The 12,931-nt window shown below is 70.6% G+C and carries 12 protein-coding genes; 4 read left to right on the top strand and 8 right to left on the bottom strand.

The window, feature by feature from the left end:
• The first annotated feature begins 159 nt into the window (after window positions 1-159).
• From EOT10_RS35005 to EOT10_RS35015, 3 genes are all read left to right on the top strand, one after another.
• The gene (locus EOT10_RS35005; RefSeq protein WP_127832421.1) at window positions 160-1,299 is read left to right on the top strand and encodes an ABC transporter ATP-binding protein; all 1,140 of its coding nucleotides are present in this window, start codon (window positions 160-162) and stop codon (window positions 1,297-1,299) included.
• A gap of 226 nt (window positions 1,300-1,525) precedes the next feature.
• Window positions 1,526-1,981: a hypothetical protein gene (locus EOT10_RS35010; protein WP_127832422.1), complete on the top strand. Its 456-nt coding sequence runs from the start codon at window positions 1,526-1,528 to the stop codon at window positions 1,979-1,981.
• A 52-nt stretch (window positions 1,982-2,033) separates the two neighbouring features.
• On the top strand, window positions 2,034-2,798 hold the full coding sequence (locus EOT10_RS35015; protein ID WP_127832423.1) for a nucleotidyltransferase family protein: 765 nt from the start codon (window positions 2,034-2,036) through the stop codon (window positions 2,796-2,798).
• An 80-nt stretch (window positions 2,799-2,878) separates the two neighbouring features.
• Here EOT10_RS35015 and EOT10_RS35020 read toward each other — a convergent pair whose 3' ends face one another.
• The 6 genes from EOT10_RS35020 to EOT10_RS35045 form a co-directional block, all read right to left on the bottom strand.
• Complete coding sequence (locus tag EOT10_RS35020) at window positions 2,879-4,558, bottom strand: DoxX family protein (RefSeq protein ID WP_127832513.1); 1,680 nt, start codon at window positions 4,556-4,558, stop codon at window positions 2,879-2,881.
• Window positions 4,559-4,650: 92 nt separating this feature from the next.
• A complete protein-coding gene (gene rlmB, locus EOT10_RS35025) occupies window positions 4,651-5,595 on the bottom strand; it encodes a 23S rRNA (guanosine(2251)-2'-O)-methyltransferase RlmB (RefSeq protein WP_127832424.1) in 945 nt (314 codons plus the stop codon).
• A gap of 99 nt (window positions 5,596-5,694) precedes the next feature.
• On the bottom strand, window positions 5,695-7,095 hold the full coding sequence (gene cysS, locus EOT10_RS35030) for a cysteine--tRNA ligase (protein WP_127832425.1): 1,401 nt from the start codon (window positions 7,093-7,095) through the stop codon (window positions 5,695-5,697).
• A 215-nt stretch (window positions 7,096-7,310) separates the two neighbouring features.
• Complete coding sequence (gene ispF, locus EOT10_RS35035) at window positions 7,311-7,811, bottom strand: 2-C-methyl-D-erythritol 2,4-cyclodiphosphate synthase (RefSeq protein WP_127832426.1); 501 nt, start codon at window positions 7,809-7,811, stop codon at window positions 7,311-7,313.
• Window positions 7,801-8,544, bottom strand: coding sequence for a 2-C-methyl-D-erythritol 4-phosphate cytidylyltransferase (gene ispD / locus EOT10_RS35040; RefSeq protein ID WP_127832427.1), 744 nt, complete (start codon window positions 8,542-8,544; stop codon window positions 7,801-7,803). The genes ispF and ispD overlap by 11 nt, the downstream gene beginning before the upstream one ends.
• Before the next feature lie 290 nt (window positions 8,545-8,834).
• Window positions 8,835-9,317, bottom strand: coding sequence for a CarD family transcriptional regulator (locus EOT10_RS35045; protein WP_003953493.1), 483 nt, complete (start codon window positions 9,315-9,317; stop codon window positions 8,835-8,837).
• A gap of 652 nt (window positions 9,318-9,969) precedes the next feature.
• Between EOT10_RS35045 and EOT10_RS35055 the strand changes: the two genes are divergently transcribed.
• The gene (locus EOT10_RS35055) at window positions 9,970-10,641 is read left to right on the top strand and encodes a copper chaperone PCu(A)C (protein ID WP_127832428.1); all 672 of its coding nucleotides are present in this window, start codon (window positions 9,970-9,972) and stop codon (window positions 10,639-10,641) included.
• A 207-nt stretch (window positions 10,642-10,848) separates the two neighbouring features.
• On the opposite strand, the gene phoP is transcribed toward EOT10_RS35055, so the two are convergent.
• Both phoP and phoR read right to left on the bottom strand, forming a co-directional pair.
• Window positions 10,849-11,520 carry a two-component system response regulator PhoP gene (gene phoP / locus EOT10_RS35060; RefSeq protein ID WP_468975769.1) on the bottom strand — a complete coding sequence of 224 codons (672 nt, stop codon included), beginning with the start codon at window positions 11,518-11,520 and terminating at the stop codon, window positions 10,849-10,851.
• Between the two features lie 5 nt (window positions 11,521-11,525).
• Window positions 11,526-12,803 (bottom strand): two-component system sensor histidine kinase PhoR, encoded by a 1,278-nt coding sequence (gene phoR, locus EOT10_RS35065; RefSeq protein ID WP_127832429.1) that lies wholly within the window; start codon window positions 12,801-12,803, stop codon window positions 11,526-11,528.
• Window positions 12,804-12,931 lie beyond the last annotated feature (128 nt).

Here is a 12,931-nt window from a genome sequence, read left to right on the forward strand (position 1 = left end):
TCGTCCGCACGTCATCAGAGAATTCGAACTCGCCTGCTACTGACAAACCCGGATCCGAGCGGTAGCGTCACGGCAGTTCACTACGTGGACTAGACCTCATCCTTCCTTCCACAACGGATCGTCCGGCACGTTCCTGCCGGTGAAGGGGGCTTCACAGCCATGGCTACTGTTTCGTTCGACAAGGCGACCCGGATCTACCCGGGCTCCACCAAGCCCGCCGTCGACGGCCTGGAGATCGAGATCGAGGACGGCGAGTTCCTCGTCCTGGTCGGTCCGTCCGGCTGCGGCAAGTCGACCTCCCTGCGCATGCTCGCGGGTCTCGAGGACGTGAACGGCGGAGCGATCCGCATCGGCGACCGCGACGTGACCCACCTGCCGCCCAAGGACCGGGACATCGCCATGGTGTTCCAGAACTACGCGCTCTACCCGCACATGTCCGTCGCCGACAACATGGGCTTCGCGCTCAAGATCGCCGGCGTGAACAAGAGCGAGATCCGCCAGAAGGTCGAGGAGGCCGCCAAGATCCTCGACCTGACCGAATACCTGGACCGGAAGCCGAAGGCCCTCTCCGGTGGTCAGCGTCAGCGCGTCGCGATGGGCCGCGCCATCGTGCGTGAGCCCCAGGTGTTCCTCATGGACGAGCCGCTGTCGAACCTCGACGCCAAGCTGCGTGTGTCCACGCGTACGCAGATCGCTTCGCTGCAGCGCCGTCTCGGCATCACCACCGTGTACGTCACGCACGACCAGGTCGAGGCCATGACGATGGGCGACCGGGTGGCAGTGCTGAAGGACGGGCTGCTGCAGCAGGTGGACTCGCCGCGGAACATGTACGACCGGCCGGCGAACCTCTTCGTCGCCGGGTTCATCGGCTCCCCGGCGATGAACCTCGTCGAGGTCCCGATCACCGACGGCGGCGTGAAGTTCGGCAACTCGGTCGTGCCGGTGAACCGTGAGGCCCTCAAGGCCGCCTCGGACAGGGGCGACCGGACCGTCACGGTCGGCGTCCGCCCGGAGCACTTCGACATCGTCGAGCAGGGCGGCGGCGAGGCCGCGAAGGCCCTCACGAAGGACAGCGCGGACGCCCCCGCGGGCCTGGCCGTCTCGGTGAACGTCGTCGAGGAACTCGGCGCCGACGGCTACGTCTACGGCACCGCGCAGGTCGGTGGCGAGGCCAAGGACCTCGTCGTCCGGGTCAACGGCCGCCAGGTCCCGGCGAAGGGCACCGAGCTGCACGTCGTGCCGCGCCCGGGCGAGACCCACGTCTTCTCCTCCTCGACCGGCGAGCGTCTCACCGACTGACGCCCCGTCCGTTTCCGTTGTGGAGCCCCGCGCTTCGGTGCGGGGCTCCACCGCGTCCTGGGCGGTACGGGAGGCGACGTTGTCGACAAATACCCCGGCAGACCGGCCATTTCGAGCCCCGTTCGACCCCCGTACGTCAACACGCGTTAAACAAAACCGGATTACCCATCCCTCGACCGAGTGACTAAATGTCGCCAAATCATCACCGACCGCTACGCTCACTCGCGTGACGCACTCCGCCAACTACACCCAGAAGCCGCGCCGAGGCCAGGGCCCCGCCCGCCGCGCCGCCCGCACGCTCGCGTTCGTCCTGCCGGTGATGCTGGTGCTCTCCGGCACACTCGCGGTCACCCGAGTGAACTGGTCCGGCAGCTCCTCGGACTCGATCCTCACCGCTTCCTCGCAGAACGTCTCGGCCCGCGCCAAGTCGCGCGCCCCGCAGGACGTCCTGCGCGACAAGCTGCTGCTCGAACTCCAGGAGAAGGACCCCGGTATCGCGCTCACCCACCTCCAGCAGGAGATGCACGAGCGGCCGTCCCTCGCCAAGCACTGCGTCTCCCTCGCGCGCGCCCTGGGCCGCGCCGCCGTGCAGGCCTACGGTCCCTCCCGCGCCCAGTCCTTCGCCCGCCCCGTCTGCGACACCGCGTTCGCCACGGGTGTCGCCACGGCAGCGCGCGGCTGACGCCTCACGCCCTTCACGGCCGGCCGGGAAGGGGCCGACGTACAGTGCGGGCATGACGAGCGCCCAGGCCCCAGACCAGGCCCCTGATCCGCACGCGCACAGCCCGCACCACCCCACACAGGCCGTCGTCCTGGCCGGCGGCCAGGGTTCGCGTCTGCGGCCCTACACCGACGACCGGCCCAAGCCGATGGTCGAGATCCCCGGCACCGGGACCCCGATCATCGGCCATCAGCTTGCCTGGCTGGCGCGCGAGGGCGTGACCGACGCGGTCGTCTCCTGCGGGCATCTCGCCGAGGTGCTCCAGGAGTGGCTCGACGGGGCCGAACTCCCCCTGCGCGTCACCACGGTGGTCGAGAAGGAACCCCTCGGCCGTGGCGGCGGCCTCAAGTACGCCGCCGCCCACCTGCCGCACCCCGACCGCCCCTGGTACGCGACGAACGGCGACATCTGGACCCGGTTCTCGCTGCGCGAGATGGCCGACTTCCACGCCGAGCGCGACGCCACCGCGACCCTCGCCCTGGCCCGCCCCCGCATCCCGTGGGGCGCCGTCGAGACGGACGCGTTCGGCCACATCACGGACTTCGTCGAGGCGCCGCCGTCCCCGTATCTGATCAATGCGGGTGTCTACGTCTTCTCCCCCGCCTTCACGGGCCTGCTCCCGGACCGCGGTGACCACGAGCGCACCACGTTCCCGCGTCTGGCCCGCGCCAAGCGCCTGGCCGGCTTCCCGATCCCGCAGGGCGCGTACTGGCGGGCCATCGACACGGCGAAGGACCTCACCGAGGCCGCGAAGGAGCTGTCCGCGCCGGGCCGTTGAGGTCCGTCCGAGTCCATCCGAGTACGTGGAAGGGGCCCGCACACGTGGTGTGCGGGCCCCTTGCGCGTACGGAGAGCGGATCAGCCGCCGAGGACTCCGCCGAGGAGGCCCGAGTTCTTGTCGCCTCCGCCGGAGCCGCCGCTGCTGCTGTCCGAGCCGCCGGTGCCGCCACCGGCGCCCGTGCCGCCGCCCGAGCTGGGCCCGCTGCTGGTCGCCGGGGGCTGCTGGGCCGGCGGGGCGGACCGCGGGGGCGCCTGGCCGGTGCCCTGCGTCTGGCTGGGCTGGCCCGCGCCGCTCGTCGTGGGGGCGGCGCCGGGGGAGCTGGCAGCGCCGGACGGCTTGGCCGAAGTAGCGCCCTGCGTCGGCGTGTTGGGCGCAGCCGAGTGAGTCGGGCGGTGTTGCTTGTGGCCGGGCTCGGACGGGAGCGGGGAGCCGGGCAGTTCGTTGCGCGGGGCCTCGCCGGGGCCGGGGGCCGTGACCCGGCCCGCGTCCCGTACGGCGCCGCCGAGCAGCGAGCCGATGAGCAGGGTGAGGCCGACGACGACGGTCGTGACGACGGCGCCGCGGCGGAGCACGTACCGGCGCAGCTCCCACAGTTCGGCGCGCGGGCCGAGGCGGCGCCAGGCGCCGCCCGCGAGGCGGCCGTCGACGGAGTAGACGGGCGCGCCGGCGATGATCAGCGGGGACCAGGCGGCGAGGTAGATGATGTCGGGCGCGTCGTAGGCGGGCACCGTCTTCCAGCTGACGGTGACGATGAGGGCGGCCGACAGGAGTACGCCGAAGACGGCCGCGACGCGCTGCCAGAGGCCGAGGACGGTGAGCACGCCGACGACGACCTGGAGGAAGGCGATGCAGAGTCCGGCACCGACGGGATGCTGGAGGGCGAAGTCGCGCAGGGGTTCGGCGAGGGCCCACGGGTGCAGCGAGTTGAGCCACTTGACCATGGAGCCGCGGTCGCCGCCGTCGAAGTAGACGGGGTCGCAGAGCTTGCCCATGCCGGCGTAGATGGAGATGAAGCCGAGGAAGACGCGGAGGGGGAGGAGGACGACGCCGAGGTTCATGCGGCGGCCGGGGTAGTAGGCGTGGCGCACCGGGTCGGCGCCGTGCCGCCGGGCGGCAGCGCCCTTGTCCCCGTCGTCGAAACCGTCGTCGAAACCGTCATCGAACCCGTCGCCGAACCCGTCGCCGGTCAACTCGTCGTTGCCGTACGGGGGTTGCTGGTAGGGGGCCTCTTCGAAGGCGCTGCCCGCCTGGCGCATCTGCTGCGGGAGGAGCCGGGTGCCCCGGTCGGTGACGGTGGGCAGTTCGCCGGTGACGTCGTCCGCGAGGTCGGTGTCGAGGTCGATGCGCGGGATGACCTGGGTGGCGCCGCCGTCCCCGCCCTCGAAGTCACGGCGGGGCAGCGTGCTTTCGCCGGCTCTGCGGGCCGCCTGGAGGAGGCCGGTGGCCCCGGGGTCGCCGGGCGCGGACCTGCCGCTCCAGACGACCGGGGCGCGCCGGCGTGCGGCGGCGGCGCCGACGACGGGGATGCGGGCGGTCTGGTCGAGGGAGCCCAGGTGCCGTGAGATGCGGGGGGACTGCGCCTGCTGCTCCCTCGGGAGCTGCACGCGGAAACTCGCGTGGCTCACGACGACCTGCGCGGGATCGCACGGCACCTTCACCATGCTCAGCGCGGGGCCGTCGTCGAATCCGGAATCGAATCCGGGGCCGAATCCGGGCGAGCGGTCCCCCGTAGATGTGCGGGGTGTTCTGGTGTCCACACTCATCTAACCGAGTGATGTGTGTTTAGGACACTGCCTTGACCGTGTGCAAATGTCCGGACCGCGTCAAGATCGCGGCCCGGACCGCCTGCTCAGGCCCTGCGGCGCGACGCCTCGTACAGCACGACGCCCGCGGCCACACCGGCGTTGAGGGATTCCGTGCCGCCCGGCATCGGGATCCGTACGCGGTAGTCGCAGGTCTCGCCGACGAGGCGGGACAGGCCCTTGCCCTCGCTGCCGACGACGATGACGACGGGCCCGCCGAGGGCTTCGAGGTCACCGACGGTGTGCTCGCCGTCCGCCGCGAGGCCGACGACGGCGATGCCCGCCTTCTTGTACGCCTCCAGTGCGCGCGTCAGGTTGGTGCAGCGGGCGACGGGCGTACGGGCGGCGGCGCCCGCGGACGTCTTCCACGCGCCGGCGGTCATGCCGGCCGCGCGGCGCTCGGGCACGACGACGCCGTGGCCGCCGAAGGCGGAGACGGAGCGGACGACGGCGCCGAGGTTGCGCGGGTCGGTGACACCGTCGAGCGCGACGATGAGCGGGTCCTCGCCCTGGTCGTAGGCGGCCGCGGCGAGGTCCTCCGCGTGCGCGTACTCGTACGGCGGGACCTGGAGGACGAGGCCCTGGTGGTTCAGGCCGTTCGTCATGCGGTCGAGCTCGGGGCGGGGGGCCTCCATCAGGTGGATGCCGCCGCGCTCACCAGCGAGCTGGAGCGCCTCGCGCACCCGCTCGTCGTTGTCGATGAACTGCTGGACGTAGAGCATCGACGCGGGCACGCCCTCGCGCAGCGCCTCGACGACGGAGTTGCGCCCGACGACCATCTCGGACGTCCCCTTGCCGCCGCGGCTCTTCAGCGTCGCGGGACGGCGGGCGGCCTGCTTGGCCTTGGCGTTCGCGATGCGGTTCTTCTTGTGCTTCTTGCGCATCTCGGCGGGCGGCGTGGGACCCTTGCCTTCGAGGCCCTTGCGTCGCTGGCCGCCACTGCCGACCTGCGCGCCCTTCTTGCCGGACATGCGGCGGTTGTTCGCGGCCATGATCTACCTGTCTGTGTGATGCGTGTGGGCGTCTATGTACGTGTGTACGTCTATGAAGTGTGCCGCCCGGAGGCCCGGGCAGCACATTCGCGCAGGTCCTCAGCGCGGGCCGAGCGTCCAGCGCGGCCCGGTCGGGCTGTCCTCGATGACGAGCCCGGACTGGCCGAGCTGGTCGCGGATGGCGTCGGCGGTGGCCCAGTCCTTGCGGGCGCGGGCGGACTCGCGCTGCTCGAGGACGAGCCGTACGAGGGTGTCGACGGCGCCGTGCAGCTCTTCGCCGCGGTCGCTCTCGCCGGCCCAGTGCGGGTCGAGCGGGTCCAGGCCGAGGACGCCGAGCATGGCGCGCACCTCGGCGAGGCGGGCGATGGCGGCGTCCTTGTCGTCGGCGGCGAGGGCGCTGTTGCCCTGCCGGACCGTGGTGTGGACGATCGCGAGGGCCTGCGGCACCCCGAGGTCGTCGTCCATGGCCTCGGCGAAGGCGGGCGGTACCTCGTCGGCGGGGTTGACGGCCTTCCCTGCCATTTCGGTGACCCGCTGCACGAAGCCCTCGATCCGCGCGAACGCGGACTCGGCCTCGCGCAGGGCCTCCTCGCTGTACTCGATGGTCGAGCGGTAGTGCGGGGTGCCGAGGTAGTAGCGCAGCACGATCGGGCGCCACTCCTTGACCATCTCGGACACGAGGACCGAGTTGCCCAGGGACTTCGACATCTTCTCGCCGCTCATGGTGACCCACGAGTTGTGCACCCAGTACGTGGCGAACTCGTCGCCGAAGGCCTTGGCCTGAGCGATCTCGTTCTCGTGGTGCGGGAAGATCAGGTCGATGCCGCCGCCGTGGATGTCGAAGGCGGTGCCCAGGTACTTGTGGGCCATGGCTGAGCACTCCAGGTGCCAGCCGGGCCGGCCGCGGCCCCAGGGGGTCTCCCAACTGGGCTCGCCAGGCTTGGCGGCCTTCCACATCGCGAAGTCGCGGGGGTCGCGCTTGCCGGTCTCGCCGTCGCTCTCCGGCTGGAGCAGGTTGTCCAGTTCCTGGTTGGACAGCTCCAGGTAGCCGGGGAAGGAGCGCACGTCGAAGTAGACGTTGCCCTCGGACTCGTAGGCGTGGCCGCGCTCGATGAGGCCGCGCATCATCTCGACCATCTCGGTGACGTGCCCGGTGGCGCGCGGTTCGTACGTGGGCGGCAGGCAGCCGAGGGCGCTGTAACCGTCGTTGAACGCGCGCTCGTTCTCGTACCCGATCGACCACCAGGGCCTGCCCTGTTCGGCGGCCTTCTTGATGATCTTGTCGTCGATGTCGGTCACGTTCCGCACGAACGTCACTTCGTAGCCGCGGTACGTGAACCAGCGGCGCATGATGTCGAAGTTGAGGCCGGACCGGATGTGCCCGATGTGCGGGGCGGCCTGCACGGTCGCACCACAGAGGTAGATCGAGACACAACCCGGTGTCAGCGGGACGAAGTCACGGATCTTCCGGGCGCTGGTGTCGTGCAGGCGAATAGTCACCCCTCCAGGGTAGTGGGCGCCAAGGGGTGCCGGTTCCCTCCGGGGGTGGGGGGTGGTACGGGTGCGGGTTGGTGGGGGCTGGTCGCGCAGTTCCCCGCGCCCCTGAAATGCAGGCGCTGCGCGCCGCATTTCCCCGATGAGGTGTCGCACGAAGTGCGGTGCACCTCAGGGGCGCGGGGAACTGCGCGATCAGCCACGACGCACCCGCACCCGCCCTAGACGCGAGCGACCAGCGCCGTCGCCACGGCCATCAACCCCTCGTCGCGGCCGGGGAAACCCAGGCCGTCGGTCGTGGCGCCGGACACGGAGACGGGCGCACCCGCCGCCTCCGAGAGGACCTTCTGCGCCTCGTCCCGCCGCTTCCCGATCTTCGGCCGCGGGCCGACGACCTGTACGGCGACGTTGCCGATGACGAAGCCCGCGTCGCGCACGATGCGTGCCGCCTCCGCGAGCAGCGTGAGTCCGGACGCGCCGGACCACTCGGGCCGCCCCGTACCGAAGTGGGCGCCCAGGTCACCGAGACCCGCCGCGGAGAACAGCGCGTTGCACGCGGCGTGCGCGACGACGTCGGCGTCGGAGTGCCCGGCGAGACCGGGGCCCTCGCCCTCCCACTTGAGGCCGGCGCACCACAGTTCGCGGCCCTCTTCGAAGGCGTGGATGTCGGTGCCGATGCCGACGAGGGGCAGGACCGGCATGACCGGCGGTTCAGAACCCATCGTTGGCCCTCCTCCGGGCGAGTACCGCTTCGGCGAGCACGAGGTCGAGGGGGCGGGTCACCTTGAAGGCCTCTTCGTGGCCCGGCACGACGACGACGGGCAGGCCGAGCTGCTCGACCATGCTGGCGTCGTCGGTGACGTCGTCGGTGACGGTCTCGTGGGCGCGCTGGAGCGTGGCGCGGTCGAAGCCCTGCGGGGTCTGCACGGCGCGCAGCCGGGCCCGTTCGGGCGTCGCGACGACGAGCTCGGGGCCGCCGTCGGTGCGCGGGTCGACCCGCTTGACGGTGTCCGCGAGGGGCAGCGCCGGGACGACGGCCGGGGCGCCTTCGCGTACGGCCTCGATGACGCCGTCGACCGTGTCGACGGGCACGAGGGGGCGGGCCGCGTCGTGGACGAGGACGACGTCGATGCCGGGCGGCAGCGCGTCGAGACCGAGCTTCACCGACTCCTGGCGGGTCTCGCCGCCGGGGACGACGACGAAGTCGGTCCTCTCGGGCAGCGCGTGGTCGGCGAGGAGGTGCTTCACCTCCGCGGCTGACGCCTCGTCGGGCGGGGCGACCACGACGACGAGGGAGACGGACCGCGAGGCGGCCATGGCCCTGACGGCGTGGATGAGCATGGGGGTGCCGTTGAGCGCGCGGAGCGCTTTGGGGGCGCCCGGGCCGAGGCGCACGCCCCGGCCGGCCGCCGGAATCACGGCCGCTGTGCGCGGGGGCCGCGTTTCGTCAGACATCGCTTCCGTTCAGGTTTGTGTGCTCGACCGAGGTGGGTATGGCCAACACCAGTGCCGGGCGCGACGCCTCGACCAGACCCTTCCGTGACATCTGGTCGAGCCAGCTGCCCGGGCCCGGCACACCAAGGAGTAGGCGCGAGCAGACCGCGCTTCGGTACAGAGTGCGGGTACGAACATGCCGCAGCGCCCGGCGACACCATGGAGGGTCAGCGGGCACCGCGGCATTATTCATGCGCCTGGGCTTTCACCCGGGACTTGATTGCGCAGCCGCGTGCCGGTCAGGGCACACGTCAGGACGCGAGAACCTCGTCGAGCAGGGCCTCGGCCTTGTCCTCGTTCGTGTTCTCCGCGAGCGCGAGCTCGCTCACCAGGATCTGCCGCGCCTTGGCGAGCATGCGCTTCTCACCTGCGGACAGTCCGCGCTCGCGCTCCCGGCGCCACAGGTCACGCACGACTTCCGCGACCTTGATGACATCGCCGGAGGCGAGCTTCTCGAGATTTGCCTTGTAGCGGCGCGACCAGTTCGTGGGCTCTTCGGCGTACGGCGCGCGAAGCACCTCGAAGACCCGGTCGAGACCGTCCTGACCGACCACATCACGCACGCCGACGAACTCCGCATTGTCCGCTGGCACACGCACCGTCAGGTCACCCTGCGCGACCTTCAGCACCAAGTAGGTCTTGTCCACGCCTTTGATCTGGCGAGTTTCGATAGCCTCGATCAGCGCGGCCCCGTGATGGGGATAGACCACGGTGTCGCCAACCTTGAACGTCATGTGACAGGTACCCCTTCCGTGGCTATCCAGGGTAACACGGATACGGCGTCTTCTGAATGGCGTTTTCGCAGGTCAGGGCATATCTCGGGGCTTGACAACAACAACCGGAACGTGCTGCGGAGACCTCACGGAAGGCGGTATTCGCAGGTCGGAGCGGCTCTTCGGCGGAGATGAAACGCGCACCGTACACCTACCCGGAGGCCCGCGCAGGAGGTTGAACGTCCTGGTTTGCGTGGTTCAAGTCACGGAACTTCCGCTACTCCGTTCGGTGACCCGGAGGCGCGTGCGACCAGAATCCGGAATTGATCACCGTGGCGGGTGATCGATTTTCCGTACCGCCATGCATTCCTTACGGGAAATCCGCAGGGGCGGCTCCGCGGAGTTATGTGAATGGTGAACGGGAGGCCAATGCGACCGGTCACGTTTGGTGAGGTGAGAGGGGCCGACGGGGGCCGGAGAGGTCCGGGTGACGGGTGGGCCGAGGGGTGCCGGACACCGGCCCTGATCCGCCGGACATGCTCTTGGGGCGGGTCGGGTGCAGCGGTGCGACAACGGCTCGGTAACCTGAGCCCGCTGACAGACCCTTAGGGCGGCTTTACACCCGTCCAGGTGTCCAGACCCGTACCGCCCACGTTTAGGAGTTGCCGCCGCCGTGAGCAGCAGCCTTCGACGCGGCGCCCTCGCCGCCGCCGCCATCGCGTTCTCGATCGCCTCGCTCGCCGCGTGCGGCGCCGGCAGCAACGCACAGACGCTGGAGATCAAGCCGGACAACGCCGAGACCTCGGTCGGTGACGTCCGGATCCAGAACGCCACCGTGATCACGCAGCCCGACCTGAAGTCCAAGGGTCCGGCGGTCATCACCGCGACGCTCTTCAACAACGGCCGCAAGGCGCAGACCCTCGACTCCGTCGTGGTCGACGGCGTCGGCAAGGCGGCCGCCCTCACGGCCGCCGACGGCAAGAAGACCGTGACGATCCCGGCCGGGGGCTCCCTCGTCCTCGGCGGCAAGGGCAACGCGTCCGCGCAGCTGCCCAACAGCCGCACCGCCGTGCTCGACGGCAACGCGCAGAACATCACGTTCACGTTCAGCACCACGGGCGCGGTCAAGATCACGGCGTTCGTCGTGCCGGCCGAGTCCTACTTCAAGCAGTGGGGGCCGAGCGAGGTCCCGGCCGTGCCGACCGCGACGCCGACGCAGTCCGCGTCCGGCTCGGTGAAGCCGTCCGGCTCGGCGACCCCCTCCGGGTCCGTCTCGCCGTCCGGTTCGGCCTCGGGCACCCCGGCCGCCGGCGCGTCCGCCTCGCACAAGGCCGCCGGGCACTGATCGCGTACGTACGCGCATGACGTGCATGACATGAAAGGGCGGGACCCTGATGGGGGTCCCGCCCTTTCATGTCCGGCACGTGCCCAGGCCACTGTTCACGGCTCGAGCCTCATCCCGCGTGCGGCCCTCGCACTGCTCGGCCCCAGGGGCCTCGCAGGCTTCGGGCGCTGTGCCGGACTCCGTCCGGCCTCCGCGGGCCCGGGTCGTCTACGGCTCGAACTTGTAGCCCAGGCCTCGCACCGTCACCAGGTAGCGCGGGGCGCCCGGGTCCGGCTCGATCTTGGCGCGGAGGCGCTTGACGTGGACGTCGAGGGTCTTGGTGTCGCCCACGTAGTCGGCGCCCCAGACGCGGTCGATCAGCTGCATGCGGGTGAGGACGCGGCCCGCGTTGCGCAGGAGCATCTCCAGGAGGTCGAACTCCTTGAGGGGGAGGTCGACCTTGGAGCCGGAGACCGTGACGACGTGGCGGTCCACGTCCATGCGGACCGGGCCGGCCTCCAGGGCCTGCGGGGTGACCTCCTCGGGCTCGCCCCTGCGGCGGAGCACCGCGCGGATGCGGGCGACCAGCTCACGGGACGAGAAGGGCTTGGTGACGTAGTCGTCGGCTCCTATTTCGAGGCCCACGACCTTGTCGATCTCGCTGTCCTTGGCGGTCACCATGATGACCGGGACGTTGGAGCGGCCGCGCAGCTGGCGGCAGACCTCGGTGCCGGGCAGGCCGGGCAGCATCAGGTCGAGCAGGACGAGGTCGGCGCCGTTGCGCTCGAACTCGTCGAGTCCGTCGGGGCCGGTGGCCGCGATGGCGACCTCGAAACCCTCCTTGCGAAGCATGTACGACAGGGCGTCGGAGAAGGATTCCTCGTCCTCGACGACGAGCACTCGGGTCACGGAAGGACCTCCGGGGCGGCAGGAATGGGGTCGTATGCGGTTGTCTCGTCGGGCCCGGCGGCGTCGTTGCCGTCGTGGTGTCCGTATGCGTCGCCGCCTACGTGTCCTGGGCCGCGGTCGCGGGTCGCGCCTGCCTCCGGCAGCCGCAGGGTGAACGTGGAGCCCTGGCCTTCGGAGCTCCATACGGTGACTTCCCCGCCGTGCGAGGCAGCCACGTGCTTGACGATGGCGAGGCCGAGGCCGGTGCCGCCGGTGGCCCGGGAGCGGGCCGGGTCGACGCGGTAGAAGCGCTCGAAGATGCGCTCCTTGTCCTTGTCGGAGATGCCGAGACCCTGATCGGTGACCGCCATTTCTATGAGGTCTCCGCCGGGCGCGCTGACGCGGCGGGCGGCGATGCCCACGCGGGTCCGTGCCGGGCTGTAGTTGACCGCGTTCTCGACGAGGTTGCCGAGGGCGGCGGCGAGCTGTCCGCGGTTGCCCCAGATCTGGAGGTCCGCGGTGCCTCCCGCGGCCATGGTGATCTGCTTCGTGCCGGCCTGGTGGCGGCAGCGGTCGATCGCCTCGGCGACGAGTTCGTCCACGCGGACGGGCTCGGCGTCTTCGAGGGGGTCGTCGTTCTGGACGCGGGAGAGGTCGATGAGCTCCTGGACCAGGTTGGTCAGGCGGGTCGCCTCGATCTGCATGCGGCCGGCGAAGCGCTCCACCGCCTCCGGGTCGTCGGACGCGTCCATGACCGCCTCGGAGAGGAGGCTGAGCGCGCCGACGGGGGTCTTGAGTTCGTGGCTGACGTTCGCGACGAAGTCGCGTCGTACCGCTTCGATGCGGCGGGCCTCGGTCAGGTCCTCGACGAGGAGCAGGACCAGGCGGGAGCCGAGCGGGGCCACGCGGGCGGAGACGGCGAGTGCGTCTCCGCGGCCGGTGCCGCGCCGTGGCAGGTCCAGCTCGACCTGGCGTATCTCGCCGTCTCTACGAGTGTCCCTGGCCATCAGGAGCATCGGCTCCACGGCCAGCTTGCCTCCCCGGACCAGGCCGAGGGCGTACGCCGCCGAGCTGGCCTTGACCACGCTGTCCGCCTCGTCGAGGACGACGGCGGAGGAGCGCAGTACGGAGAGGACGGTGTCGACGCCGGGTGGAAGAACCGCTTCTGTGTGCAGGGAGGTACGGGTGGGGCGTTTCTGGTCGCGTTCGCTCCAGCGGAACGCCAGCATGGCGATCACGCCGGTGCACACCCCGGCGATCGCTGCCGCTGCGGCGACCGCCGCGTTCACGTCCATGCATTCAGGTTATGCGCCTCTTGAGTGGTGCCCACAGCCGTCAAGGTGCCGTTTCGAACGCTCGTCGCCCAGAGTTCACCTTGGGTACGGGGGTGATTCATTTGGGGTGACGGAAACGGACGCGTACT

Origin of the sequence: Streptomyces antnestii (genome assembly GCF_004005495.1) — a bacterium.
In the GTDB taxonomy this organism is placed as follows: Bacteria; Actinomycetota; Actinomycetes; order Streptomycetales; family Streptomycetaceae; genus Streptomyces; species Streptomyces antnestii.

What these genes read in the sequence shown, in the direction of transcription:
- EOT10_RS35005 (WP_127832421.1), top strand. Translation starts at nt 160, where the DNA reads ATGGCTACTGTTTCGTTCGACAAGGCGACCCGGATCTACCCGGGCTCC.
- EOT10_RS35015 (WP_127832423.1), top strand. Translation starts at nt 2,034, where the DNA reads ATGACGAGCGCCCAGGCCCCAGACCAGGCCCCTGATCCGCACGCGCAC.
- rlmB (WP_127832424.1), bottom strand. Translation starts at nt 5,595, where the DNA reads ATGGCCGCGAACAACCGCCGCATGTCCGGCAAGAAGGGCGCGCAGGTC.
- ispF (WP_127832426.1), bottom strand. Translation starts at nt 7,811, where the DNA reads ATGGGTTCTGAACCGCCGGTCATGCCGGTCCTGCCCCTCGTCGGCATC.
- ispD (WP_127832427.1), bottom strand. Translation starts at nt 8,544, where the DNA reads ATGTCTGACGAAACGCGGCCCCCGCGCACAGCGGCCGTGATTCCGGCG.
- EOT10_RS35045 (WP_003953493.1), bottom strand. Translation starts at nt 9,317, where the DNA reads ATGACGTTCAAGGTTGGCGACACCGTGGTCTATCCCCATCACGGGGCC.
- phoR (WP_127832429.1), bottom strand. Translation starts at nt 12,803, where the DNA reads ATGGACGTGAACGCGGCGGTCGCCGCAGCGGCAGCGATCGCCGGGGTG.